The 25,221-nt window shown below is 39.3% G+C and carries 18 protein-coding genes and 1 other annotated feature; of the genes, 16 read left to right on the top strand and 2 right to left on the bottom strand.

What is annotated here, in order from left to right:
* Window positions 1-180: 180 nt before the first annotated feature.
* The 13 genes from D1839_RS03165 to pyrE all read left to right on the top strand — a co-directional run bounded on the left by D1839_RS03165 (window position 181) and on the right by pyrE (window position 16,928).
* Window positions 181-684 (top strand): DivIVA domain-containing protein, encoded by a 504-nt coding sequence (locus D1839_RS03165; RefSeq protein ID WP_120378437.1) that lies wholly within the window; start codon window positions 181-183, stop codon window positions 682-684.
* A 129-nt stretch (window positions 685-813) separates the two neighbouring features.
* Window positions 814-1,033: a binding site (T-box leader), on the top strand.
* A 405-nt stretch (window positions 1,034-1,438) separates the two neighbouring features.
* Window positions 1,439-4,195, top strand: coding sequence for an isoleucine--tRNA ligase (ileS, locus tag D1839_RS03160; protein WP_120378436.1), 2,757 nt, complete (start codon window positions 1,439-1,441; stop codon window positions 4,193-4,195).
* 427 nt (window positions 4,196-4,622) lie between these two features.
* A complete protein-coding gene (gene lspA, locus D1839_RS03155; RefSeq protein ID WP_120378435.1) occupies window positions 4,623-5,093 on the top strand; it encodes a signal peptidase II in 471 nt (156 codons plus the stop codon).
* Entirely contained in the window at window positions 5,090-6,001 is a 912-nt protein-coding gene (locus D1839_RS03150) for an RluA family pseudouridine synthase (protein ID WP_120378434.1), read from the top strand. The genes lspA and D1839_RS03150 overlap by 4 nt, the downstream gene beginning before the upstream one ends.
* 250 nt (window positions 6,002-6,251) lie before the next feature.
* Window positions 6,252-6,797 carry a bifunctional pyr operon transcriptional regulator/uracil phosphoribosyltransferase PyrR gene (gene pyrR / locus D1839_RS03145; protein ID WP_120378433.1) on the top strand — a complete coding sequence of 182 codons (546 nt, stop codon included), beginning with the start codon at window positions 6,252-6,254 and terminating at the stop codon, window positions 6,795-6,797.
* Between the two features lie 446 nt (window positions 6,798-7,243).
* Window positions 7,244-8,185 carry an aspartate carbamoyltransferase catalytic subunit gene (locus D1839_RS03140; RefSeq protein WP_286164709.1) on the top strand — a complete coding sequence of 314 codons (942 nt, stop codon included), beginning with the start codon at window positions 7,244-7,246 and terminating at the stop codon, window positions 8,183-8,185.
* Complete coding sequence (locus D1839_RS03135; protein ID WP_120378432.1) at window positions 8,130-9,407, top strand: dihydroorotase; 1,278 nt, start codon at window positions 8,130-8,132, stop codon at window positions 9,405-9,407. Before D1839_RS03140 ends, D1839_RS03135 begins: the two co-directional genes overlap by 56 nt.
* Window positions 9,407-10,501 carry a glutamine-hydrolyzing carbamoyl-phosphate synthase small subunit gene (gene carA, locus D1839_RS03130; RefSeq protein ID WP_120378431.1) on the top strand — a complete coding sequence of 365 codons (1,095 nt, stop codon included), beginning with the start codon at window positions 9,407-9,409 and terminating at the stop codon, window positions 10,499-10,501. The genes D1839_RS03135 and carA overlap by 1 nt, the downstream gene beginning before the upstream one ends.
* On the top strand, window positions 10,494-13,706 hold the full coding sequence (gene carB / locus D1839_RS03125) for a carbamoyl-phosphate synthase large subunit (protein ID WP_120378430.1): 3,213 nt from the start codon (window positions 10,494-10,496) through the stop codon (window positions 13,704-13,706). Before carA ends, carB begins: the two co-directional genes overlap by 8 nt.
* 250 nt (window positions 13,707-13,956) lie before the next feature.
* Window positions 13,957-14,712: a dihydroorotate dehydrogenase electron transfer subunit gene (locus D1839_RS03120; RefSeq protein WP_120378429.1), complete on the top strand. Its 756-nt coding sequence runs from the start codon at window positions 13,957-13,959 to the stop codon at window positions 14,710-14,712.
* On the top strand, window positions 14,709-15,617 hold the full coding sequence (locus D1839_RS03115; protein ID WP_120378428.1) for a dihydroorotate dehydrogenase: 909 nt from the start codon (window positions 14,709-14,711) through the stop codon (window positions 15,615-15,617). Before D1839_RS03120 ends, D1839_RS03115 begins: the two co-directional genes overlap by 4 nt.
* Window positions 15,617-16,327, top strand: coding sequence for an orotidine-5'-phosphate decarboxylase (gene pyrF, locus D1839_RS03110; RefSeq protein WP_120378427.1), 711 nt, complete (start codon window positions 15,617-15,619; stop codon window positions 16,325-16,327). Before D1839_RS03115 ends, pyrF begins: the two co-directional genes overlap by 1 nt.
* On the top strand, window positions 16,314-16,928 hold the full coding sequence (gene pyrE / locus D1839_RS03105; RefSeq protein WP_120378426.1) for an orotate phosphoribosyltransferase: 615 nt from the start codon (window positions 16,314-16,316) through the stop codon (window positions 16,926-16,928). Before pyrF ends, pyrE begins: the two co-directional genes overlap by 14 nt.
* A 409-nt stretch (window positions 16,929-17,337) precedes the next feature.
* On the opposite strand, the gene D1839_RS03100 is transcribed toward pyrE, so the two are convergent.
* The gene (locus D1839_RS03100) at window positions 17,338-18,102 is read right to left on the bottom strand and encodes a class I SAM-dependent methyltransferase (RefSeq protein WP_199689923.1); all 765 of its coding nucleotides are present in this window, start codon (window positions 18,100-18,102) and stop codon (window positions 17,338-17,340) included.
* A 235-nt stretch (window positions 18,103-18,337) separates the two neighbouring features.
* On the opposite strand from D1839_RS03100, the gene D1839_RS03095 reads away from it, so the two are divergent.
* Window positions 18,338-19,201, top strand: a complete 864-nt coding sequence (locus tag D1839_RS03095) for a LysR family transcriptional regulator (RefSeq protein WP_120378425.1) — start codon at window positions 18,338-18,340, stop codon at window positions 19,199-19,201.
* A 185-nt stretch (window positions 19,202-19,386) separates the two neighbouring features.
* A complete protein-coding gene (locus tag D1839_RS03090) occupies window positions 19,387-19,806 on the top strand; it encodes an organic hydroperoxide resistance protein (protein ID WP_120378424.1) in 420 nt (139 codons plus the stop codon).
* A gap of 187 nt (window positions 19,807-19,993) precedes the next feature.
* Here D1839_RS03090 and D1839_RS03085 read toward each other — a convergent pair whose 3' ends face one another.
* Window positions 19,994-21,715: an Rqc2 family fibronectin-binding protein gene (locus tag D1839_RS03085; RefSeq protein WP_120378423.1), complete on the bottom strand. Its 1,722-nt coding sequence runs from the start codon at window positions 21,713-21,715 to the stop codon at window positions 19,994-19,996.
* A gap of 505 nt (window positions 21,716-22,220) precedes the next feature.
* Between D1839_RS03085 and D1839_RS03080 the strand changes: the two genes are divergently transcribed.
* Window positions 22,221-24,875, top strand: coding sequence for a calcium-translocating P-type ATPase, SERCA-type (locus D1839_RS03080; protein WP_120378422.1), 2,655 nt, complete (start codon window positions 22,221-22,223; stop codon window positions 24,873-24,875).
* The last annotated feature ends 346 nt before the right edge of the window (window positions 24,876-25,221 follow it).

Genomic DNA, 25,221 nt, shown 5'->3' with positions numbered 1-25,221 from the left:
AATTATGTAGTTTTTGTCGAATTGGATAGTGTATAATGAATGATATGTATAAGAAATGTCATTAGTAATTACGATTACCAATGCTTCAGGAAGCAGAAATGGTTTATGTGTGTTGAAAGTTGGACAAGCTTATTACATCGTATTATTTGGAAATAGTAAGTAAAATAGGAGGTGGCAATTGTGCCATTAACACCATTGGATATTCACAATAAGGAATTTACCAGAAAATGGAAAGGTTATGATGAAGATGAAGTAAACGAATTTCTTGATCAAGTAATCAAAGACTATGAAATGGTCATTCGCGAGAAAAAGGATTTACAAGAGCAAGTAGATCAATTAAAACAAAAGCTGGGACATTTCACTAATATTGAGGAGACCCTTAATAAATCTATTTTAATTGCGCAAGAAACGGCAGAAGAATTAAAAGGGAATGCTTCTAAAGAGTCGAAGCTAATCATTAAGGAAGCAGAGAAAAATGCGGATCGTATTATTAATGAGGCTTTAACTAAGTCCCGTCGCATTTCCATGGATGTAGAAGAAATGAAAAAGCAAGCAAAGGTTTTCCGCACGCGTCTTAAAATGCTTGTGGAGGCACAACTTGATATGATTAAAACAGATGACTGGGATCAGTTGTTTGATACGGATTTAGGTGAAGAGCTTGAATTGGAAGAAAGCGAAACGTAAATCTTGACGGTCACGTAATTTTTACATATAATTCATACACGGATATGTTTTTGATTCGATTTTATGAGATTTAAATTATCTTGTACTAATGCTAAATTCAATAGATATTTCGACTTAAAAGTGAATAAAGAGAAAGCATAGAAGGAGAGAGTATAAAAGCAAAGGCTGGTTTAGCGAGTCAGGACGTGGTGAGAGCCTGATGCAGTTAGCTTTTAGAAAATCACTCTTGAGTTGTCATTATGAATTAGAGTAGTAATAATGACCGGTTTATTCCCGTTATGGATATCGAGTGAATATGGCAATTTCCCATATTTATAAGGGTGGTACCGCGAGTCTTCTCGTCCCTTGAGGGATAGAGAGGATTTTTTTGTAGTCTAGGAAATTACAAAAATTTGCAGCTGTGGATAAACTTACTAAGTTATTTAGCCACGTCCGGCGCAAGCGCCCAGCAACTAGGCGACTTCACGAAATCGCCTTCCGATAAGTCATCATTGGTTCGTGGTTAAGAGGAAGGTCGACTTAAAACGGGCTTGCCGCTCAGGCGTCGGCATACTCCTGTTGCAGGAGCATGATTCCTAAAACTTTAGTTGCTTCGTTCCAGTCGCTACGTTGCTAAACGGGCGCTCTGCGCCTTTGTTCTATATAAATAGATAACCGTTTACTACGAAATCGTATGAATATATTCGATGCTGTTTACTTAACTGATTGATATGTATGTTTGGATAACCGTGAAAATCTCGAAGGAGGAATAAAAATGGAATATAAGGATACTTTGTTAATGCCAAAAACCGCATTTCCTATGCGTGGTAATTTACCAAATAAAGAGCCGGAACGGCAAGCTGAATGGGAAGAAAATGATCTATACGAAAAAAGCTTGCAACGAACAAAGGGGCGGCCCCAGTTCATACTGCATGATGGGCCACCATATGCAAATGGAGATTTACATATTGGTCATGCAATGAATAAAATCTTAAAGGATTTTATTATTCGATACAAATCGATGAGCGGTTACTATGCTCCATATGTTCCCGGATGGGATACGCATGGGTTGCCAATTGAAACAGCGCTGACAAAGAAGAAAAAGATCAATCGTAAAGAGCTGAGCATTGCTGAATTTCGCAAGCTATGTGAAGAATATGCTTTAAAACAATTAGATAATCAACGAGAACAATTTAAAACATTAGGCGTTCGTGGTGACTGGGACAATCCATATATTACCTTAACGAAAGAATATGAAGCAGCGCAAATAAAAGTATTCGGAGAAATGGCTAAAAAGGGTTATATTTATAAAGGGCTCAAGCCAGTTTACTGGTCTCCATCATCAGAATCAGCTTTGGCTGAAGCAGAAATTGAATATCAGGATAAGCGATCTCCATCTATATACGTTGCTTTTGAAGTAATCGATGGTAGAGGTTTGTTAGATGAGGGTAGTAAACTGATTATTTGGACAACAACACCTTGGACTATTCCTGCTAACTTAGGAATTAGCGTACATCCTGAATTAGAATATGTTGTTGTAGCAGTGAACGAGGAAAAATATGTTGTCGCACATGCGCTGTTGGAAGCTGTAGCTGAAGTACTAGAGTGGGAAGATTATCAAGTGGAAAAAACGTTCCGCGGAGAACAAGCAGAACATATTTTAACGAAGCACCCATTCTATGATCGTTCTTCACTAGTGATGCTTGGAGATCATGTCACCACGGATGCTGGTACGGGCTGCGTTCATACTGCTCCTGGACATGGGGAAGATGACTTTTATGTATCGAAACGCTATGGTATTGACGCACTATGTCCGGTTGATGAAAAAGGTGTATTTACAGATGAAGCACCAGGTTTTACTGGACTTTTCTATGATAAAGCGAATAAAGTGATTACAGAAAAACTAGCGGAAGCGGGTGCTTTGTTAAAGTTACAATTTATTACCCATTCTTATCCACATGATTGGCGTACGAAAAAGCCAACTATTTTTCGAGCTACGTCACAATGGTTTGCTTCGATTAAGGATTTTCGTCAGACCATTTTAGAAGAGATTAAAAATGTTCAATGGTATCCGCAATGGGGAGAAACAAGGTTATATAATATGGTGCGAGACCGAGAAGATTGGTGTATTTCCAGACAACGTACATGGGGCGTTCCAATTCCGGTTTTCTATGGAGAGGATCGTACGCCAATTATTACAGACGAAACAATTCATCATGTATCGGAATTGTTCAAACAGCATGGATCGAATATTTGGTTTGAATGGGAAGCAAAAGATTTATTACCAGAAGGGTTTACCTCTGAACATAGTCCAAACGGCATGTTTACAAAGGAAATGGATATTATGGATGTGTGGTTTGATTCTGGTTCCTCCCATGAAGCAGTATTAGTTGGAAGAGAAGATCATTACCGTCCTGCAGACATTTATTTAGAAGGAAGTGACCAGTATCGTGGCTGGTTTAATTCTTCTTTGTCCACTTCCGTTGCAGTGACAGGAAAATCACCATATAAAACGGTCATCAGTCACGGTTTTGCACTTGATGGTGACGGAAGAAAAATGAGTAAATCTCTAGGTAATGTCATCCAGCCTGCTAAAGTACAAAAGCAGCTTGGTGCTGATATTTTACGTTTATGGGTATCTTCCGTAGACTATCAAGCAGATGTCCGTATTTCAGATGATATCTTGAAACAAATTTCCGAAGCATACCGTAAAATTCGTAATACGATTCGATTTATGCTTGCTAACCTTAGTGATTTTAAACCGTCAACAGACCGGATACCATATGAAGAATTAGAAGAGGTTGACCAATATATGCTTCATCGGTTGAAGAAATTAGTTGCCGATGTCAAGGAATCCTATGATAATTATGAGTTTTCACCGATTTTCCACCAAATCCATAATTTTTGTGCGGTTGATTTAAGTTCATTTTACTTGGATTTCGCAAAAGATATTCTTTATATTGAAGCGGCCGATAACAAACGCAGAAGAAGCATTCAAACAGGCTATTATGAAGTGTTGACAGCGATTGTTAAATTGTTGACGCCGATTATTCCACATACTGCTGAAGAAGTATGGGAGTATATTCCAGAAGCAGAGGCTGATTGGGTCCAATTAACGGATATGCCAGACTCGAAATCAATGAAGTCTTGGGATGATGTAGCTGAAAATTGGGATAAATTTATGCTTATCCGGGACGATGTATTAAAAGCATTAGAAGAGGCACGGAATGAAAAAGTTATTGGAAAATCATTGGAAGCTAAATTAACGATCGTTCCAAAAGATACACAAATTAAAAAGTTGTTACAAGCAATGGAATATCTTCATCAGTATCTCATTGTGTCGGAAGTAAATATAATGGAGGATAGTGATCATACTAAGCAGTATACGTATGTGGATGTTCAAGTGGAAAAACACCCTGGTGAAAAATGCGAACGCTGCTGGGTTGCTTCCAATACGGTTGGTGATGATGAGGAACATCCGACCCTTTGTACACGTTGTGCTACAGTTGTTAAACAATATAAATCAATGTAATGAAAGATAGGTTAAATTCCCAACCGGGGTTTAACCTTTTTTAAAGAATAAGAAAGCATAAAATTTATTATTTTGTCATAACGAAATAACCGAATAATCCACGTCCGGCGCAAGCGCCCAGCAACTAGGCAACTTCTCGAATCGCCTTCCGATAAGTCACCATCGGTCCGTTCCTCACCGTGGTTGGTTCCTAGAACTTTAGTTGATGTTCCGTTGCTACGTTGCTAACCGGGCTCCATGCGCCTTTGTTCCAGCTTGAAATAGTATATTCATTTTCAAACTATCTGTTCTTAACTCCGCTTCTCAAGATGTATCCACTTCTGGTTTAAGGAAGGTACCACTGTATAGACGAAAATGAATTGCTATTTTTGCTTGTAGCGTTTACCATTAAAATAAAGTGTCTAAACAAAATTGCGGAGGAAAAAGAATGTATTGGTATTACATCATTGCACTATTAATAATCGCACTCGACCAAGCGAGTAAATGGATAGTTGTAACAAGAATGGCTCTAGGAGAACGGCTTACGATGATAGAGAATTTTTTCTATATAACTTCCCACCGTAACACAGGTGCTGCGTGGGGTATTTTAGAAGGACAAATGACCTTTTTCTATATTGTGACTGTCATTGTGGTTGCCGTCGTAGTTTATTACATACAAGTGTATGCGAAAGGTAGTAAACTGTTAGGCTTTGCATTAAGTTTTGTATTGGGTGGAGCAGTCGGTAATTTTATTGACCGTGTGTTTCGGAAAGAGGTTGTCGATTTTTTTGATTTTATAATCTTCGGTTATGATTTCCCAATCTTTAATGTAGCAGATTCCAGTTTAGTTATAGGGGTATTTCTCATCATGATTACCATGTTTATTGATGAAAGAAGGAAAGGGAAAATATCAACATGACAAAAAATAAATATATCGTACGTGAAAAAGAACATAAAAGCCGAATAGATAAACTCTTAGCGGAGCAAAATAGAGAGGTTTCCCGCTCCAGAATACAATCATGGATTGCAGAAGCTTATGTAACTGTAAACGGCGAACCGGTAAAGGCAAATTACAAATGTCAGCAAGGGGATCTTATTGAGTGGACGATTCCTAAAGCGGAGCCTTTATCGTTAATTCCAGAAGCGATTAAGTTAGATATTGTTTACGAAGATAAAGATATTTTAGTTGTTAATAAACCAAAAGGGATGGTAGTCCATCCTTCTGCTGGTCATCATCATGGTACTTTAGTACATGCATTGCTTTATCACTGTACAGATTTATCGGGTATTAATGGTGTAGAAAGACCAGGAATTGTTCATCGTCTTGATAAGGATACAAGTGGTTTGCTTGTGGTTGCAAAGCATGATGAGGCACATCAACATTTAGCAGAGCAGTTAGTGCAAAAAACGATGAAGCGTACATATCAAGCGCTGGTGCATGGTCAAATAGCACATGAAAAAGGAATGATTGAAGCTCCAATTGGAAGAGACCTGAAAGATAGACAAAAAATGAGTGTAGTCGAAAATGGCAAAGAAGCTGTTACTCATTTCCGGGTACTTCAGGCTTACCCTGATTATTCTCATATAGAATGTCAGTTGGAGACAGGAAGGACCCATCAGATCCGTGTCCATATGAAATATATCGGTCATCCTGTTGTTGGTGATTCTAAATATGGTCCAAGAAAAACGTTGCAAGCTAATGGTCAAGTATTACATGCAAAAGAATTACAGTTTTACCATCCCATATCAAAGCAAGTGATGCATTTTTCGACTGATTTACCAACGTATTTCCAAGAATTACTAGCCTATATTCAAAAATTGCATTGACAAATGAGAACAGTTTTGCCATAATTACATGGAAGCGCAAAATAAGCTCCTTTAATTATAGTCCAGTGAGGCTGAAAAGGTTACGAATTATGTACTTGAACAGTAAGCCCTTTTCCTCTTGGATAAAAGGGCTTTTCGTATGCAAAGACAATAGATATTGTTTCAAATTAGTGGTAAGTCTCCCAACCGCGAATGTAATGGTAATAGCTTACTTAGATCAAAGAATTTCAAAAATAGGACGGTGGTAAAGGTGAAGAAAAAAGCAGACTTACTTGACGCATCAGCAATTAATCGAGCACTAACCAGAATTGCTCATGAAATATTAGAAAAAAATAAAGGTGGAAAAGATTTGGTGCTAGTCGGAATAAAAACCCGTGGGGTGCCAATAGCAAAACGGTTACAAGCGAAAATTAACCAAATTGAAAATATGGAAGTACCCATTGGTGACCTTGATATTACGTTATATCGAGATGATTTGGATAAAGCTACAGAAGGGGAAGATCCGGATTTAAAAGCAACTCATATCACTACTGATATTAATGGTAAAAAAGTTGTATTGGTTGATGATGTTCTTTACACCGGAAGAACGGTACGTGCAGCGATGGATGCCGTTATGGATATTGGAAGACCTGCCCAAATTCAATTAGGTGTTTTGGTTGATCGAGGACATCGGGAACTTCCAATACGTGCTGATTACGTTGGCAAGAACATTCCAACTTCTGAAAGAGAAATTATTATGGTAAAACTTGAAGAAATTGATGGAACAGAAGATACTGTTTCTATTTATGAAAAATAATGAATGATAACCAAAACTTCATATAAAACCTTTAATCAGGTACGAGATATCTGAAAGGTTGCCCAGATATACGTGTATAGCACACGTCTACCTCTTTGCGACCTTTTAGCAAAGAGGTTTTTTTTTAGAGATAAGAAAGTATAAAAATTTTTGCATTGGGATAACGATATAACGGAATAGTCACGTCCGGCGCAAGCGCCAGCAACTAGGCGACTTTAGAAATGCGCCTTCCGATAAGTCATCATCGGTTCGAGGTTAAGAGGAAGGCCGAGTAAAAACGGGCTTGCCGCTCAGGCATCGGCATACTCCTGTTGCAGGAGCATGATTCCTAAAACTTTAGTTGATTCCTTCCATTCGCAACGTTGCGAAACGGGCGCTCTGCGCCTTTGTTCTGTCTGATAATTATATAGTTTGTTTGAAAAATCAGTAAAGGGAGTGAAAGAAGAATGATGCGACACTTTATTTCTTTAGACGACTGGACGGAAAGAGAGATCATGGAGCTGCTACGTTTGGCAGAGGCTTACCGTGAGCAGTCTTTTATTCTAAGCGAGCAACTGTTTGCAGCAAATTTGTTCTTTGAACCAAGCACACGTACAAAGATGAGTTTTATCGTTGCCCAACGTAAACTAGGACTTGATGTGCTTGATTTTAATGAAGAATTTTCCAGTACCCAAAAAGGTGAGTCCCTCTATGACACCGCCAAAACTTTTGAAGCTATTGGCGCTAGCTTGTTAGTGATTCGCCATCGAGATGATTGCTGGATAGAGAAACTGAAAGGAAATTTAGCGATCCCCATCATTAATGCGGGAGCTGGAAAAAAAGAACACCCAACTCAATGTTTGTTAGATTTACTAACTATTTATCAGGAGTTTCAGACGTTTAAAGGGATAAACGTTGTGATTGCAGGCGATATTTCACATAGTCGTGTAGCAAAGTCGAATGCATATACATTACAAAAAATGGGGGCACATGTGTATTTAACAGCACCTGAAGGATGTAAAGATCGATCGCTTCCGTTTCCTTATATAGCTATGGACGAAGCAGTAGAAATAGCGGATACGCTTATGTTATTGCGCATTCAACATGAAAGACATAAAGTAGCTTACGATGTAACAACAAGCTATTTAGATAAATATGGACTAACGAAGGACCGAGAAAGAAATATGCGACCGCACGCAATTATCCTTCATCCAGCACCAATTAATCGAAATGTTGAAATCGACACCGATTTAGTGGAGTGTAAACGATCGCGAATTTTTAAGCAAATGAATAACGGCGTTTATGCAAGAATGGCAATTATAATAAGTGTACTAACAGAATGGGGGGCTATCCATGAAACAGTTGATCAAAAATATCAAACACCTTTTACCTACGGGGGAGCTAGTTAAGCGCGATATTTTAATCGAAAACGATAAAATTACTAAACTAGCACCAATAATTAAAGAGGAAGCGGATCGCGAAATGGAGGGTAGCGAGCGATTAGCAGTTCCAGGATTCATGGATGTTCATATTCATTTACGGGAGCCTGGAGATGAACATAAGGAAACGATCATTACCGGTACAAAAGCAGCAGCCCGAGGCGGCTATACGACAGTTTGTGCGATGCCAAATACCAACCCTGTACCGGATACGGTAGAAAGAGTACGGGCGTTACACCAACGAATTGATAATGGCGCAGTAGTTCGCGTTCTCCCATATGCTTCAATAACAAAACAGTTACAAGGAAAAGAGCTAACTGATATCCCTGCTTTAGCGCAGACAGGTATCTTTGCGTTTACCGATGATGGGGTCGGTATTCAATCGACTCACCAAATGCTTCAAGCAATGAAGCTTGCAAAAGCAAATAATAAAGCAATTGTTGCCCACTGTGAAGACAACTCCATTGTATATGGAGGGGTTGTCCATGATGGGGAGGTGAGTGAACGCTTGGATATACCGGGAATTCCTTCGCTAGCAGAGTCCGTACAAATTGCCAGAGATGTGTTAATAGCTGAAACTACAGGATGTCATTATCATGTATGTCATGTAAGTACGAAAGAGTCAGTTCGAGTGATTCGAGATGCCAAAAAAGCTGGCATTCATGTTACGGCAGAAGTAACACCGCACCATTTACTACTCAACGAATCTGACATTACGACGGCTGACACCAATTTTAAAATGAATCCGCCATTACGAGCAAAAGAAGATCAGGAGGCGCTGTTAGCTGGATTGTTAGATGGTACAATTGATTTTATTGCCACTGATCATGCTCCACATGCTTCACATGAAAAGGAACAAGGGATGTTACGTGCTCCGTTTGGAATTGTAGGTTTAGAGCATGCATTTTCCTTACTTTATACGCATCTTGTCTTAACGGAGAAAGTGACCTTGGAGCAATTAATTGCTTGGATGGCTTTAAAACCAGCAGCAACATTTGGTCTTCCTTATGGGAGGTTACTAGAAGGCTCTCTAGCTGATATCACATTGATTGATTTGCAAAAATCGATAACGATAGATAAAAACTCTTTCTATTCTAAAGGAAAAAATACACCCTTCCATGGATGGAGCGTACAAGGTGTACCAACATTAACGATGGTAGCAGGAAAGATCGTATATGAGGTGGGAAAATAATGGGAAAACGTCAGTTAGTATTAGAGGATGGAACGGTATTTATCGGTGAAGGGTTTGGCAGTGAGCAGGAAGCCATCGGTGAAGTAGTATTCAACACGGGTATGACCGGGTATCAGGAAATTATAACGGATCCCTCCTATTGTGGTCAAATCGTTATGATGACATACCCGCTCGCTGGAAACTACGGAATTAATCGTGACGATGTAGAAACAGTGACACCGTTTATTCATGGGTTTATTGTTAAGGAAGTTGCAGCATATCCTTCAAATTTCCGAAGTGAAGAAACATTGGACGCCTATTTAAAGGCGAACCAAATTCCTGGAATTTCGGGAGTCGACACGAGAAAACTTACGAAAATCATTCGTTTACAAGGAACGATGAAAGCTGCAATAGCTGATGTCACGATTCCTTATGAGCAAATTGTACGGCAATTAAGGAAAACAAAACTCCCGAAAGATCAGGTACGAAAAACATCGTCCCTAAAGCCTTATGTGGTACCAGGAAGAGGAAAACGAATTGTCGTTGTCGATTGTGGAATGAAACATGGAATCTTACGTGAATTAACAAAACGCAACTGTCACATTACAGTAGTTCCTTATAATTATAGTGCAGAAGACATACTTCGTCTAAAAGCTGACGGTTTATTGCTCACGAATGGACCAGGAAATCCTAAAGATGTGCCGGAGACCATTGCGATGATTCAGCACGTGCTTGGGAAGCTTCCTATCTTTGGGATTTGTCTCGGTCATCAACTGCTCGCTTTAGCTTGTGGAGCGGATACAGAAAAAATGGCATTTGGTCATCGCGGGTCAAATCATCCGGTGAAAGATTTACTTACGAATAAAACCTATATAACATCACAAAATCATAGTTACGCTGTACAACAAGCTTCACTTGCAAAAACAGACTTGCAATTAACGCAAGTAGCATTAAATGATGGGACCGTTGAGGGCATACAACATAAACGTTATGCTGCTTTTTCAGTTCAATACCACCCTGAAAGCTCACCCGGACCAGAAGATACGAATCACTTGTTTGATACATTTTTAACCGTAACAGAGAAATTGACCAAGGAGGATGAAGTATATGCCTAAAAATGAGTCGCTTTCCAAAATTTTAGTAATTGGATCAGGGCCGATTGTGATAGGGCAGGCAGCTGAATTTGATTATTCGGGAACGCAAGCTTGTCAAGCGTTAAGGGAAGAAGGCTATACGGTCATATTAGCTAACTCTAATCCGGCAACCATTATGACTGACCATACGGTAGCAGACAAAGTGTATATGGAGCCATTAACAGTTGAATTTTTAACTAAAATCATTCGCATAGAAAAACCAGATGCATTACTGCCAACACTAGGCGGACAAACGGGATTAAATTTAGCGGTTGCCTTAGATCAAACAGGGATATTAGCCGAATATAATGTAACTTTATTAGGCACTTCCTTGGAAGCCATCCAAAAAGCAGAGGATCGGGAGAAGTTCAGAGATTTAATGCATGCATTAAATGAACCTGTTCCAGCGAGCCAAATCGTTCACACGGTAGATGAAGCTTGTGCATTTGCCAATGAAATCGGCTACCCGTTAATCGTTCGTCCGGCATATACGCTTGGCGGAACAGGCGGAGGAATGTGTAATACAAAAGAAGAACTAATGACGACTACAAAAAATGGTCTAACTCTTTCCCCCGTTCATCAATGCTTAATCGAAAAAAATATTGCTGGCTTCAAAGAGATAGAATATGAAGTGATGCGGGATAAAAAGGATCAAGCTATTGTCGTGTGTAATATGGAAAATATGGACCCTGTTGGCATTCATACTGGAGATTCACTCGTCGTTGCACCTTCACAAACGTTAAGTGACCGTGAATATCAGTTACTTCGCAACGCGTCTTTAAAAATAATTCGTGCATTAGAAATAGAAGGCGGATGCAACGTTCAGCTCGCTTTAGACCCAAATAGTTTTCAATATTACATTATTGAAGTTAACCCTAGGGTAAGTCGTTCATCTGCATTGGCATCGAAAGCAACGGGTTACCCAATTGCAAAAGTGGCAGCAAAAATTGCCGTTGGTTTAACGCTTGATGAAATCATAAACCCTATTACTGGAAAAACATATGCATGCTTTGAACCAGCGCTCGATTATGTGGTAACGAAAATACCGCGATTTCCATTTGATAAATTTACGACAGGAGATCGGAGCCTCGGAACGCAGATGAAAGCAACTGGAGAAATCATGGCGATAGGCAGAAATTTTGAAGAATCGTTATTAAAAGGAATTCGTTCATTGGATATGGCTACCGACCAATTATGGTTGGAAAGTTTAACGTATTTAGATGAAGAGACTCTGAAAACGCGAATGAAAAAAGCGGACGACGAGCGGATTTTCGTTTTAGCGGAAGCCCTTAGAAGAAAAATGACGGTAGAAGAGATTTTCCAAATGACAAAAATAGATCGATTTTTCTTAGTGAAATTGCAACAATTAATGGCATTAGAGCAAGCACTAACGGAGCAGCCAAATTCGCCAGACGTGCTAAAGCAAGCGAAAGAACGCGGATTTTCAGATGCACATATCGCTCGCTTATGGAAAATAACAGAAGATGACCTATACACTATGCGTAAGCAGCATGAAATTGTGCCAGTATATAAAATGGTAGATACTTGTGCAGCAGAATTCGCCTCGTCAACACCGTATTTTTACAGTACGTATGAGGAAGAGAATGAGTCCATTGCAAGTCTACGTAAAAAAGTGCTAGTTCTTGGCTCGGGTCCAATCCGGATTGGGCAAGGAATCGAATTTGATTATGCTACGGTCCACTCTGTATTGGCACTAAAAGAAATGGGTTATGAAGCAATCATCATGAATAATAACCCAGAAACAGTATCAACTGATTTTAGTATATCAGACAAGCTATATTTTGAGCCGCTTACTTTAGAAGACGTGATGCATGTGATCGATTTAGAGCAGCCGGAAGGGGTTATTGTACAATTTGGCGGGCAAACTGCAATCAACCTGGCTGCCGGATTAGAGCGACGTGGTGTAGCCATCCTGGGAACAAACTTACATGCCATTGATCAAGCTGAGGACAGGGATAAGTTTGAACTGCTTGTTGACCAATTGCGTTTATTGCGCCCTAAAGGAAAAACGGTGATGAAAATGGAACGTGCGAAAGAAGTAGCAGAGGCGATTGGCTATCCTGTGCTTGTTCGTCCGTCCTACGTCATTGGTGGAGCTAGGATGGAAATCGTCTATAATGAAGCAGAGCTTACAGCCTATCTAGAAAAAACGGAACATATAAATGACAAACATCCGATTTTAATTGATAAATATGTTACTGGATTGGAAGTAGAAGTGGATGCTATCAGTGACGGTGAAACGGTCATTATCCCTGGAATCATGGAGCATATTGAACGAGCTGGCGTTCACTCTGGAGATTCCATTGCCGTATATCCGCCGCAACGACTCAGTCAATCCGTCAAAGATCAATGCTTACACGCCGCTACGAAGATATCTCATGCTTTACAAGTGAAAGGCTTAATCAATATTCAATTTATTGTAAGTGATGATCATGTGTATGTACTTGAAGTAAATCCAAGAGCAAGTCGTACGATCCCATTTTTAAGTAAAATTACCGGTGTAACCATGGCGAATTTGGCGACAAAATGTATTCTCGGTGAAAGACTATCTGATTTGGGTTACCAAACAGGCATTTTGCCAGAAACGGACCAAGTAGCTGTGAAAGTACCTGTCTTTTCCTTTGAGAAACTGCGTAGTGTAGATACTACCTTAGGCCCTGAAATGAAATCAACCGGTGAAGCAATCGGCTATGATAAAACATTGGAAAAGGCATTATATAAGGGATTGATTGCTTCTGGAATTAAACTACCGCAACAAGGTAGTGTGTTATTAACCGTAGCAGATAAAGATAAAGACGAAATGCTTGATATTGCTCAGCGCTTTTATCAATTAGGCTATCAACTGTATGCAACTGAAGGAACTGCAGAATATATCCACCAGGCACAGATACCAGTGACGAAAGTTGGGAAGATCGGTTCTGAACAGCCAAATGTCCTTTCTGTTATTAAAAATGGTGAAGTACAATATGTCATCAATACATTAACATCAGGAAAACAACCACGTTCCGATGGATTTCGGATGCGTAGAGAATCTGTTGAACATGGTATTGCTTGTTTAACCAATTTAGATACAGCAAATGCAATCTTGCACATTATAGATTCCATGACATTTCAAGCAAAACCAATTGAACGAACAAAGGCGCAGAGCGCCCGTTCAGCAACATAGCGACTGGAACGAAGCAACTAAAGTTTTAGGAACCATGCTCCTGCAACAGGAGTATGCCGACGTCGGGCGGCAAGCCCGTTTTTAGTCGGCCTTCCTCTTAACCACGAACCAATGATAACTTATCGTAGGGCGATTCGTGAAGTCGCTTTGTTGCTGGGCGCTTGCGCCAGACGTGGCTATTCCGTTTATTCTCACATCCCAAAGCAACAAATTTTATACGTTTCTATCTTTCAAAAAAGGCGGTGATCTAATGCAGCAAGAATTAAGGATCATATCAAAACAAAAAATTGCCCGTGATACAGTCGAAATGGTACTCGAAAATAAAAGTATTAGTCAGGTAACAGTTCCTGGACAATTTTTACATATACATGTCCAAGGGCATATGCTGAGACGACCGATTTCGATTGCGAATGTCGATGCTTCTAACTATACGGTAACCATTATATTTAAAATTCTCGGAGAAGGAACTAGAAAACTATCGACGTATGACGTTGGCAATAAAATTGATGTGCTAGGACCAAACGGAAATGGATTTCCACTTGATAATACTACACAGGCATCGACTTTACTTGTAGGGGGAGGCATTGGAGTGCCTCCACTCTACTACCTAGCAAAAAAATTAACCGAGCAAGGTACAGTCGTAACAACTATTCTAGGATTTCAATCCAAGGAACATATATTTTATGAGGAGAAATTTCGTGAGCTTGGAAACACAATCGTCGTAACGAATGATGGTTCATATGGCGAAAAAGGATTTGTAACCAATGTACCTGATGAGGTGCTTCCAACCATTGATCGGTATTATTCCTGTGGACCACTTCCAATGTTAAAGGCAGTAAAAGAACGGTGGATAACAGTACCAGGTTATTTATCCTTAGAAGAACGGATGGGCTGTGGTATAGGTGCTTGTTTTGCGTGCGCCGTTCCTACAGATGATCGTGGTGGATACAAAAAAATATGTCAGGATGGTCCTGTCTTTACAGCAGAGGAGGTGTATTTAGGATGAATATAGCGGTAGAACTACCTGGGTTAGCATTAAAAAATCCAATTATGCCAGCTTCGGGCTGCTTCGGATTTGGCAGGGAGTACAGCAAATTTTATGACCTTCATGTACTAGGAGCAGTAATTATGAAAGCAGCGACGCTACAAGCTCGGTTTGGAAACCCTACTCCTCGTGTGGCGGAAACAAGTGCGGGCATGCTCAATGCCATTGGTTTACAAAATCCAGGTGTGGAAAAAATAATTAAGACAGAGGTACCGTTTCTAGCTTCATTTTCAGTTCCAGTTATTGCTAATATTGCTGGAAGCACAATTGAAGAATATCGGCAGGTCGCAAAAGCGTTTGAGCAAACAAATCAAGTCGCTGCACTAGAATTAAATATATCATGCCCGAATGTAAAAGAAGGTGGTATACAATTTGGCACTCATCCGCAAATGGCTCAAAAGGTAACTGAGGCTGTAAAAGAAGCTACGAATCTCCCTGTCTATGTTAAGTTATCGCCAAATGTTTCAGATATTGTTGAGATGGCAAAAGCAGTGGAGAAAGCAGGCGCGGATGGTTTGTCTATGATCAATACGTTAACAGGTATGCAAATTCATCTTGCTTCAAGAAAGCCGGTAATCGCGAATCGAACAGGAGGTCTATCTGGTCCAGCTATTAAACCGATAGCTATCCGAATGATATATGAAGTAAAACAACATGTCTCGATTCCAATTATTGGAATGGGGGGCGTTATGCAAGCAGAGGATGTACTCGAGTTCTTGTTAGCAGGAGCAAGTGCGGTTGCTGTCGGTACAGCTAATTTTCAAAATCCATACGTGTGTAAAGAAATTATTGAGCAATTACCATATACATTAAAGCAGTACGGGTTTAATTCTGTTAAAGAGGCAATTGGAAAGGGGATTGTTTAATGGGAGCACCAATTTATCTCGCTTTGGATTTCCCTGATTGGAACACAACGAATCAGTTTTTAGGGAAGCATAATCTAACTGGTATTCCAGTGAAGATTGGAATGGAGTTATTTTACAGGGAAGGTCCTGCATTGATAGAAAAGCTAAAAAAAAATGACCACTCCATCTTTCTAGATTTAAAACTACATGATATTCCTACAACCGTAAAACATGCGATGAGAAATTTAGCGCAATTAGAAGTAGATATGGTCAATGTACATGCATTAGGTGGAGGTGCGATGATTCAAGCGGCAAAACAAGGCTTAATGGAAGGGAATGTTCATCATCATACTAAATTGCTGGCGGTTACAATTTTAACGTCTATGGATCAAGCAAATATGAGACGGGATTTAAGATTACCAGGTTCATTAGCTAGTAATGTCATTCATTTAGCCAAGGTTGCGCATCAAAATGGGGCCGATGGGGTAGTGTGTTCGGTTTATGAAGCGAATGCTGTGAAAGATGCATGTGGCTCCTCATTCCTAACGGTCACACCTGGTATTCGATTGGCAAATGCGCAAGGAGACGATCAAAAACGAATTGCTACCCCGGAATATGCGAAACAACATGGATCTAGTGTAATTGTTGTAGGCAGAACGGTGACCCAAGCTGCTTCTCCAAAAGAAGCGTACGAACAAATTAAAGGAGAGTGGGAAAATGGCAACGACTGAAGATATTATTCGTGATTTACTACAAATTAAAGCAGTACAGCTAAAAACGAAAGGATATTTTATATGGACATCGGGAATTCAATCTCCCATCTACTGTGATAATCGTTTAACGATATCACACCCAAATGTACGTCAAAAAATAACCCAAGCATTTATACATCATATAAAAGAACAGCAACTAGAAGTTGACTGTATTGCGGGCTGTGCTACCGCAGGTATACCGCATGCGGCTTGGTTAGCAGATGCACTTAGTTTGCCAATGGTTTATGTTCGTTCCAAACCAAAAGCGCATGGTAAAGAGAACCAAATCGAGGGAGAAGTGAAACAAGGTCAAAAGGTCATCGTGATTGAGGACCTCATTTCGACAGGAGGCTCAGCGATTGAATCAGCTCAAGCTTTGCAAGAAGCTGGGGTGGAAGTATTAGGAGTCCTTGCCATCTTTACATACGGACTTCGTAAAGCAGAGAATGCTTTTCGTGAAGCAGGATTCCAGTATGCTGCCATTACTGGATTTGATAGTTTAATTCAAGTGTTAGAAACAGATGGAAAGATGAACCAAATAGATAGTAAGCAGCTATTGGCATGGAGAGACGAGCTTTAAAAAGGAATAACCAAGTATTTTATGTGCTTTTATAACAGAACTTTCCTTACCATCCTTTTTACATATGCTTCATAGGCGGTTAAGCCTCTGTTAGTAGCTCCTAATCTAATTGATTTGTTTAAAGCGGTATGTACAGATTGGGGCATCTTCATTTCAAAAGTTTGTTTCGCATATAAGGTACTGTAAGGCTCCCAGTAGAATAATCTTTACTGCAATAAGTCTAAGCGGGAAATAACAGCACCTAAATGCCCTATTACGTAAGCGGTCTTTAGGTCTTACTATTACGGTACTAACAGTCAGTAGGGGATGAATGAAAATCACTACTGCATGAAGGTTCACTTTATTATTAAATATTTAACAGATGCTTTTGTCTTTGATGAGACAAAAGCAGTTTTGTAGATGCTGTTTATTATTCATGCTCCACTAAAGCCATCCACTCATCGATAGAAAACTGCTGCGGTTTTTCAGCTTTTTTTTCAATTTGATAATAGGCGGTTAATTCTTCATTTGCCTGTAACAGAAAGCCAGCTACGCGATTTTTTTCAGCTTCGGTATCTAAGGTACGGTCTAACCACTCGACTACAGATAATATTTTTTTGTTCACTTGTTGCTGGCGTATGACTAACCCATATTCTTGTAGCAGACGTTGCCACTCGATGATTGATAGGTAGTTGATATGACTTTCATCGCGTATTTTCTCTACTTGGTTCATAAATGCTTCGTACGTTTTTATATTTGGGACGACGTTGTCGATAAATAGAAATTTCCCGTCAGGCTTCAATACTCGTTTCACTTCACGGATAAACTGCTCGGGTTGTGGGAAATGATGGGCAGCGATCCGGCATGTTACAAGGTCAAAGGAATCATCTAAAAACGGCAACTGTTCAGCATCTGCAAGGATATATACAAGATTAGTAAATGCTTGTAAATGGTGCTTTGTATTTGCAAGCATTTCTTTCGTTAAATCTGTTGCGTATACGGTACGTACATAAGGAGAAAGCTGTCTAGCAACGTGCCCTCCCCCAGTAGCTATATCCAATGTGACCATAGTTTTAGAGGGCTGTAGCCATTTTTCGATGATATGTGACTCTATGCCCTTAGCGTGCGTGCTGCTTGTCAAGTAGTTTTGCGGGTTTTTAGCAAACGTCTTTTTAACTAATTCTTTTTCCAACATAATGTTTCCTCCTGTAAGGGTTTATTTTCATTTTTGTAGAGATGAGACAAAACCTTGCTTTCGTTCCATTCATGACTTTTATTTAGCTTGCGGTTTAATCCTATACCATGTTATGTTATAAGTAAAATAGCAAATTACAATAACAAATGATAACTAATTCTTATCAATTATAGTTTTAACGCATTTTCTGTAAATCAAGAACAAGTGGAAATATAAGTAAGAGGATGTGAGTGGAATGAAAATAGACGATTATAAGTTACTACTAAAATTACAGGAGGTTGGGACAATTAGGGGCGCTGCAAAAGCGGTCTTAATATCGCAACCTGCTGTGACACAGCGGTTAAAATATATGGAAGAGTATTTTGGACATGGTGTATTTATTCGGACCCCGAAAAAACTCATCCCCACGCCTGAAGGGGAAATCATCTTAACGCATGCTGCTAGCGTAATAGAAAGAGAAAAAGAGCTAAAAAACCAATTAGCTATATCTAGTGATGAAGTGCAAGGAACGTTATCCATTGCTTGTTCTTCGTTAATTTCTCAACGCTTCCTACCAGCCCTCTTAGGAAACTTTACCGCAAAGTTTCCTAAGATTGCTATTGATCTAGTAACAGGAATTAGTGAGGATATAAAACGAAACCATAAAGATTACCACGTTTGTATCATTCGTGGGGAAAAGCTGAAAGAAACAACATGCATTCGTTTATTTGATGATCCATTGTATATTTTTGATACAGAGGAATTTCCAGCTAATTCAATCAAAGAGCGACCGCTCATTGCTTTTAGTTCTGATGACAGTATGCATGAACTAGTAGATAATTGGTTGTATGTACATCAGCATAAAATTAAACCTATCAAAACAATGACTGTTGATCAAATTGAGACGTGTAAACAACTGATGAAACAAGGTTTAGGCATGGCCGTTCTACCTAAAAGTGTTTCTGGCGCTATGCAGGAAGAATACCCAAATTTACCGCTGCGATTAAACGGAAAGGCTGTATCAAGACAAACTTGGGTTTGCTTTCAGGAAGGCGTTCGTGCACTGCCACAGGTCGATCATTTTATCAATGAATTGGTGGCGTTTTTAGCAACGCAATAATAGTGAGGTTTAAAAGCGAAACCAAGAAGGAATATTACTAATATGAGTTCAAAAAGTTTGGTTTGTTGCTATGTTTAACAGGGAAAACCGATTTGAGACTTGTCGATAGAAAAGACAGGCAACTTCAGTCAGACCATCAAACTACTTTTTGAGCAATTGAATAGCATTAGAAGGAGAGATGAACGATGGCAAACGTTATTTTCACATCAAAGGCTACAGCGAAAAATGGACGTGATGGGCATGTGAAATCAGAAGATGGCTTGATTGATGTAAAGCTTGTAAACCCTGCAACGAATAAGGAGGATAAAGGATCTAATCCCGAACAGCTTTTTGCAGCAGCCTATGCATCCTGCTTCGATGGAGCATTAAATTTAGTGGCTTCGAAAAATAAAAAAGAAATTGATTCGTTAACGACAGCTGCTGTAAGCTTCCTCAATGACCCTGAAGACAATGGCTTTAAAATTAGTGTAGAGCTTTTGGTAAAAATAAAGGGCGTTGACCAAAATGAAGCCGAGGATTTGGTTAAAAAAGCTCATCAAGTATGTCCTTATTCAAAGGCGACTAGAGGAAATGTTGAGGTGCAATTAAAGCCCCAAGCCGTATAATTAAAAGTACTGAAAAAGGTGTTCTTTACAAGAGTATGATTTTATCTGATGAAACATAGCGAAGAATTTGCTTAACCCTTCACTGTGTGAGTAGCATTTAAGTTTTTATCGTTTTTCAGTGGCCTTTAAAAGGTGTGGAGTGGATTGCTAGTATCCTATAGTGAAAAGGTTCAGTCCAAGTAAGATACTAATGCGTATCTTGCTTGGACTTTAATTTTTTAATCAATTGATCACTCGGGGTAACAAAAACCGTCTTTTGTTTGTCATACGTTACAAAACCAGGTTTAGCACCGTTTGGTTTTTTAACGTGACGGATTTTTGTGTAATCTACCGGTACAGAAGAAGACTGGCGTGATTTACTAAAATAGGCTGCTAATTGAGCTGCTTCTAATAGAGTATCTTCGGATGGTTCTTTCGAACGGATGACGACGTGTGATCCAGGAATATCTTTTGCGTGGAGCCAAATATCATCACGGGCAGCCAATTTCATCGTTACATATTCATTCTGTTTATTGTTTTTCCCCACCAACAATATCGTTCCATCAGAAGCAGTGTATTGTTCTAGCACAGGATTCGACGGTTTCGGTTTCTTTTTCTTAGTTGCTTTTTGTCTTTTCAAATAACCCTCTTCCCGAAGTTCTTCGCGAATCTCTTCAATATCCTGTGTACTTGCCGTATCGATTTGCTGCAACAACCGTTCCAAGTATTCCATTTCTTGCTTCGTTTTTTGAATTTCTTCTGTTACTTTTTGCTCCGATGTTTTTAATTTCTGATATGTTTTAAAATAAGCCTGCGCATTCTCACTGGGTGTTTTCAGCGGATCTAAATCAATTGTTATTTCACTTTGTTCTGGATCATAATAGTCCGTTACGGTTACTTGCTTGTCACCAGCTAATACTAAATGTAAATGCGCTGTTAGCAATTCACCGGCTTTCCGATAATGCTCTTTTTGTTGCGCTTTTTGCATGGTTTGCTCATGCTTTTTTAACTTCCGTTTATTTTTATCCCGTTCGTTTTTTAAAAAACGATATAAATCTTTTGCTTGCTGCTTCACCTGATCTCTTTCAGCTTTCCCAGCAAAAAATTGATCAATCATGTCATTCACAGAAGGAAATGAATATTTCTCTCCGTGTAAATGTGTCAGTTGGAGTACATGAAAATCTTCTCTTTTATTTTTATAAATCGTCGGAGTGAATTTTTTTTCCAGTAATTGCTTTTGTAATTCCGCAAATACATGCATGTATTTTTCAGGAGCACCTAGATTAGCGCGATAAACAATTTCCTTCGCAACTACAGGCGAAAAGCCTGTAACATGGTTTACAATTTGTGCGTCCAATTTCCCTGTATTAAAGTCTAGTTTTTTAATGAGATGTTCAGGATTAGTTGCTAAAGGATCCAATTTATCTTGTTTAGGTGGGAGTTGGTAAGCCTGTCCAGGTAAGATGGTACGGTGGCGATTTTGCCAGCTGGAAACATGCTTTAAACTATCGATAATATAACCTTGCTCGCTATCCACAAGTAGCAGATTACTATGTCTGCCCATAATCTCCATGATTAATTTTTTCTCTGTCACGTCCCCAATTTCATTTCTCGATTGAATCGTAAACTCTACCACACGTTCCATGCCTTTTTGCTCTATCTTCTTAATGACCGCCCCAGATAAATATTTGCGTAATACCATACAAAACATTGGTGGTTCTTTCGGATTTTGAAACGTTTCGTTTGTCAGGTGTATACGGGAATAGGTTGGATGAATCGAAAATAATAAAACCACATTCTTTCCGTGATTGCGAATCGTAAACAGTACTTCCGTTTCCGTTGGTTGATAAATCTTATTTAGTTTACCAGATGTTAATTCTGTTTTTAGTTCTTCTGTTACTGCATATGTTACTATACCGTCAAATGGCATCTCCATCACCTCATTGGCAATTATAGCATTTTTGTGTACAAGTCTGCATACATATCTTAAAGAGGTTGCTTAAAAGAGTGGTGAAAATGATACTTTCATTTTTATAGTTACATAATGTAGACTCTTTTTCGTACATGAGTTTTTAACAAGGTTGTGGCACAAAATTCTTTCTTAAAAATAACGCGGATCTTCCATTAATTAGGATTTTTCAAACATCCCCTTAGGGTGTTACTATCGTAATGGCGTGACTTAAAGGCAGCTTATGAAAAACATTTAGGTGCTGCTATATTCCACTGAGACTTGTTGTTAGTACATTTTTTCAACTCCTGAAGTGGAAAACTTCCAGCACTTTGTATGCGTGATAAGGGAAAGAAGGGAAAGGTTCTATTTGTCAGAATTATTAATTGTAATAAAGAAGGGTAGTTTTAAGACCTAAAACCGCTTAGAAAATCAAACAATAAACAAAGGTAAATCGTTATAAGGAGAGAATGTGGAGGAATGCACTATGAAATGGTATCAACTTGAAGTGGAAGATGTAGAGAGGCAGTTGCACGTTACGACCAATCGCGGATTGTCAGACAAGCAAGTTGAAAAAAGACGTAAGCAATATGGGGAAAATGCTTTACAGGCGCAAAAAAAAGCATCTAAGTGGTTGATTTTTCTAAAACAATTTCAAGATTTTATGGTGCTCGTTCTTTTAGCAGCTACCTTAGTTGCTGGTCTTTTAGGAGAGTATATAGATGCAATCGCAATTATGGTTATTGTAATCGTAAATGGGTGTATTGGCTTTTTTCAAGAGCAAAAAGCAGAAAAATCACTCGATAAGCTCAAAGAGCTATCTGCTCCAATGGCCTATGTACTACGTAATAAGAAATGGGAAAGAATTCCATCCAGGCAAGTGGTTGTTGGAGATATTGTCCGGATTTCAAGTGGTGACCGTATTCCAGCAGATATTCGAATTGTCCGTGCGGATAGTTTGGAAACAGAAGAATCGGCGTTAACCGGAGAATCGCTACCAGTTGCAAAACATGCACAAGCCATTCAGCGTGCTACACTCGATGCTCAGGATCAAGTCAATATGGGATTTATGGGAACATTGGTAACGCGGGGAACTGGAATGGGGATCGTTGTGGGTACTGGTATGCAAACGGTGATGGGGCAAATCGCTTCCTTGATGGCAAATACAAAAAAAGTGATGACGCCACTAGAACGCAAACTTGCTGAATTAGGCAAAATTTTAATTGTCATCGCCTTACTTTTAACGGCGCTTGTTGTTGTATTAGGTGTCGTACAAGGCCAACCTGTCTATACGATGTTTTTAGCAGGTGTATCACTTGCAGTTGCTGCTATTCCTGAAGGATTACCAGCTATTGTGACTGTTGCTTTATCTCTTGGTGTACAGCGGATGATAAGAAAGAAAGCAATTGTCCGCAAATTGTCAGCAGTCGAAACGTTAGGTTGTGCTTCCGTCATTTGTTCCGACAAGACAGGCACGATGACTGAAAATAAGATGACTGTAAAAGAATTGCTCATTAATGGAAACCAGCTTTACGTCACTGGTGATGGATATGAATTACAAGGGAATTTTTTTCTCCATGATCAAAAGGTAGAAAACAGCTATCCGCATTTAAGAACGATGCTTTTATATGGCTTGCTTTGTAATCACTCCTCGCTCGTTAAAAAGAAAGGGAAATATGTGATTGACGGTAACCCGACGGACGGAGCATTGCTAATTGCTGCAAGGAAGTTTGAACTTAGTGATGAAGAGAAAGAAGCATATAGAATTATCAAGGAATTTCCATTTGATTCAGATCGCAAACGGATGAGTGTTATTGTTGAAGATAAAGAGCAGCGCCGATTTTTAATTACGAAAGGTGCTCCAGATATATTATTACCTCGATCGACATATGTGTTAGAAGAGGATGGAAGACAGCTTTTAAAAGCAAAAAATCAAGCAGCCATCGAACAAAAAATCAATCAGATGGCAGCAAAGGCGTTACGAACACTAGCAATTGCGGTTAAACCACTAAATAAGGATGATCATCTAGAATCGTCTGTCTTGGAAAAAGATCTCACTTTTATCGGGGTTTATGGCATGATGGATCCACCGCGGAAGGAAGTGAAAAAAGCCGTTCAAGAATGTCGAAATGCTGGCATAAAAACAGTGATGATCACAGGGGATCATGCTAAGACAGCAAGGGCGATTGCACTAGATTTAGAGCTGATGCCTGAAGATGGTAATGTATTGGAAGGGTATCAAATGAATAGAATGTCCCAACAGGAATTGGAAGCTGTCATCGAGGATGTTTATGTTTTCGCACGCGTTACGCCGGAACACAAACTAAGAATCGTTCATGCTTTTCAAGAAAAGGGACATGTTGTAGCGATGACTGGAGATGGAGTAAATGATGCGCCAGCAATAAAAGCCAGTAATATTGGTATCAGTATGGGACAAAGTGGAACGGACGTAACCAAAGAAGCATCATCGCTTATATTGATGGACGATAATTTTGCGACAATAAAAGCAGCTATTGAAGAAGGGAGAAACATTTACGAGAATATCCGAAAATTTATTCGCTACTTGTTAGCTTCAAATGTTGGAGAAATTCTAGTTATGTTGTTTGCCATGCTGCTTTCATTACCATTGCCGCTTGTACCAGTGCAAATTTTATGGGTTAATCTTGTCACGGACGGTTTACCTGCTATGGCGTTAGGTATGGATAAAGCAGAGGGAGATGTAATGAAAAAGCGACCGAGGAGTATGCATGAGGGAGTCTTTGCTCGTGGACTTGGCTATAAAATCATTAGTAGAGGAATCGTAATAGGAATTGTCACTTTAATCGGGTTTATTATCACGTACCAAAATAACCCTGAACACTTGGTATATGCTCAAACTGTTGCTTTTACAACTTTAGTAATGGCACAGTTAATTCACGTATTTGATTGTCGGAGTGAACATTCTATATTTGCTAGAAACCCATTTGAAAATATTTATCTTGTTTTAGCTGTTCTCTCTTCTCTCCTATTGTTATTAGTTGTCATTTATTGGCAGCCATTGCAGCCGATTTTCCATACTGTATCGCTAAGTTTGCGAGACTGGATGTTAGTTTTGGCATTAAGTGCTATACCTACTGTTTTATTTGGCTTTACTAAAAAGTAATGGTTGGTTCAAAAGAGCGTGCCTTCTGATTAGAGGACACGCTCTTTTTGATGTGAGAAAGGCGGGGAAAGGACCGAAGAGACTTGTTGTTGATAAGCGAAAAGTGACGTGGATTTAAAATTCGGACCCCATTACACTAACAATTTAGCGAGTCTCCGTAAGTAGGAAAGAAGTTCCCTTTTTAAGCGTGAGAAGGCAAAGTCTAACGGTAAGGGGAGATGAATTTCGGGTGCTCTGTAGTTCATAATGGTAGGTTACAGAAAATTCTGGGCGCCTTTGGTGATTTATGAAGAACAATTATGAAATGCCCCCAACGAGGAACAGAGAAATTACTTAACATAGAAAA

It is taken from the genome of Roseburia sp. 1XD42-34 (assembly GCF_009917385.1).
In the GTDB taxonomy this organism is placed as follows: domain Bacteria; phylum Bacillota; class Bacilli; order Bacillales; family Amphibacillaceae; genus Virgibacillus.
Note: the sequence above shows the minus strand (reverse complement) of the source record. Positions and strands in the feature narration are given on the sequence as shown.

Excerpts from the sequence above, each read along its gene's own strand:
- D1839_RS03150 (WP_120378434.1), top strand. The coding sequence starts at position 5,090 with ATGACAAAAAATAAATATATCGTACGTGAAAAAGAACATAAAAGCCGA.
- carA (WP_120378431.1), top strand. The coding sequence starts at position 9,407 with ATGGGAAAACGTCAGTTAGTATTAGAGGATGGAACGGTATTTATCGGT.
- carB (WP_120378430.1), top strand. The coding sequence starts at position 10,494 with ATGCCTAAAAATGAGTCGCTTTCCAAAATTTTAGTAATTGGATCAGGG.
- pyrF (WP_120378427.1), top strand. The coding sequence starts at position 15,617 with ATGGGAGCACCAATTTATCTCGCTTTGGATTTCCCTGATTGGAACACA.
- D1839_RS03140 (WP_286164709.1), top strand. The coding sequence starts at position 7,244 with ATGATGCGACACTTTATTTCTTTAGACGACTGGACGGAAAGAGAGATC.
- D1839_RS03085 (WP_120378423.1), bottom strand. The coding sequence starts at position 21,715 with ATGCCATTTGACGGTATAGTAACATATGCAGTAACAGAAGAACTAAAA.
- D1839_RS03090 (WP_120378424.1), top strand. The coding sequence starts at position 19,387 with ATGGCAAACGTTATTTTCACATCAAAGGCTACAGCGAAAAATGGACGT.
- D1839_RS03080 (WP_120378422.1), top strand. The coding sequence starts at position 22,221 with ATGAAATGGTATCAACTTGAAGTGGAAGATGTAGAGAGGCAGTTGCAC.
- D1839_RS03135 (WP_120378432.1), top strand. The coding sequence starts at position 8,130 with ATGAAACAGTTGATCAAAAATATCAAACACCTTTTACCTACGGGGGAG.
- D1839_RS03095 (WP_120378425.1), top strand. The coding sequence starts at position 18,338 with ATGAAAATAGACGATTATAAGTTACTACTAAAATTACAGGAGGTTGGG.
- lspA (WP_120378435.1), top strand. The coding sequence starts at position 4,623 with ATGTATTGGTATTACATCATTGCACTATTAATAATCGCACTCGACCAA.
- D1839_RS03120 (WP_120378429.1), top strand. The coding sequence starts at position 13,957 with ATGCAGCAAGAATTAAGGATCATATCAAAACAAAAAATTGCCCGTGAT.
- pyrE (WP_120378426.1), top strand. The coding sequence starts at position 16,314 with ATGGCAACGACTGAAGATATTATTCGTGATTTACTACAAATTAAAGCA.
- ileS (WP_120378436.1), top strand. The coding sequence starts at position 1,439 with ATGGAATATAAGGATACTTTGTTAATGCCAAAAACCGCATTTCCTATG.
- D1839_RS03115 (WP_120378428.1), top strand. The coding sequence starts at position 14,709 with ATGAATATAGCGGTAGAACTACCTGGGTTAGCATTAAAAAATCCAATT.
- D1839_RS03100 (WP_199689923.1), bottom strand. The coding sequence starts at position 18,102 with ATGTTGGAAAAAGAATTAGTTAAAAAGACGTTTGCTAAAAACCCGCAA.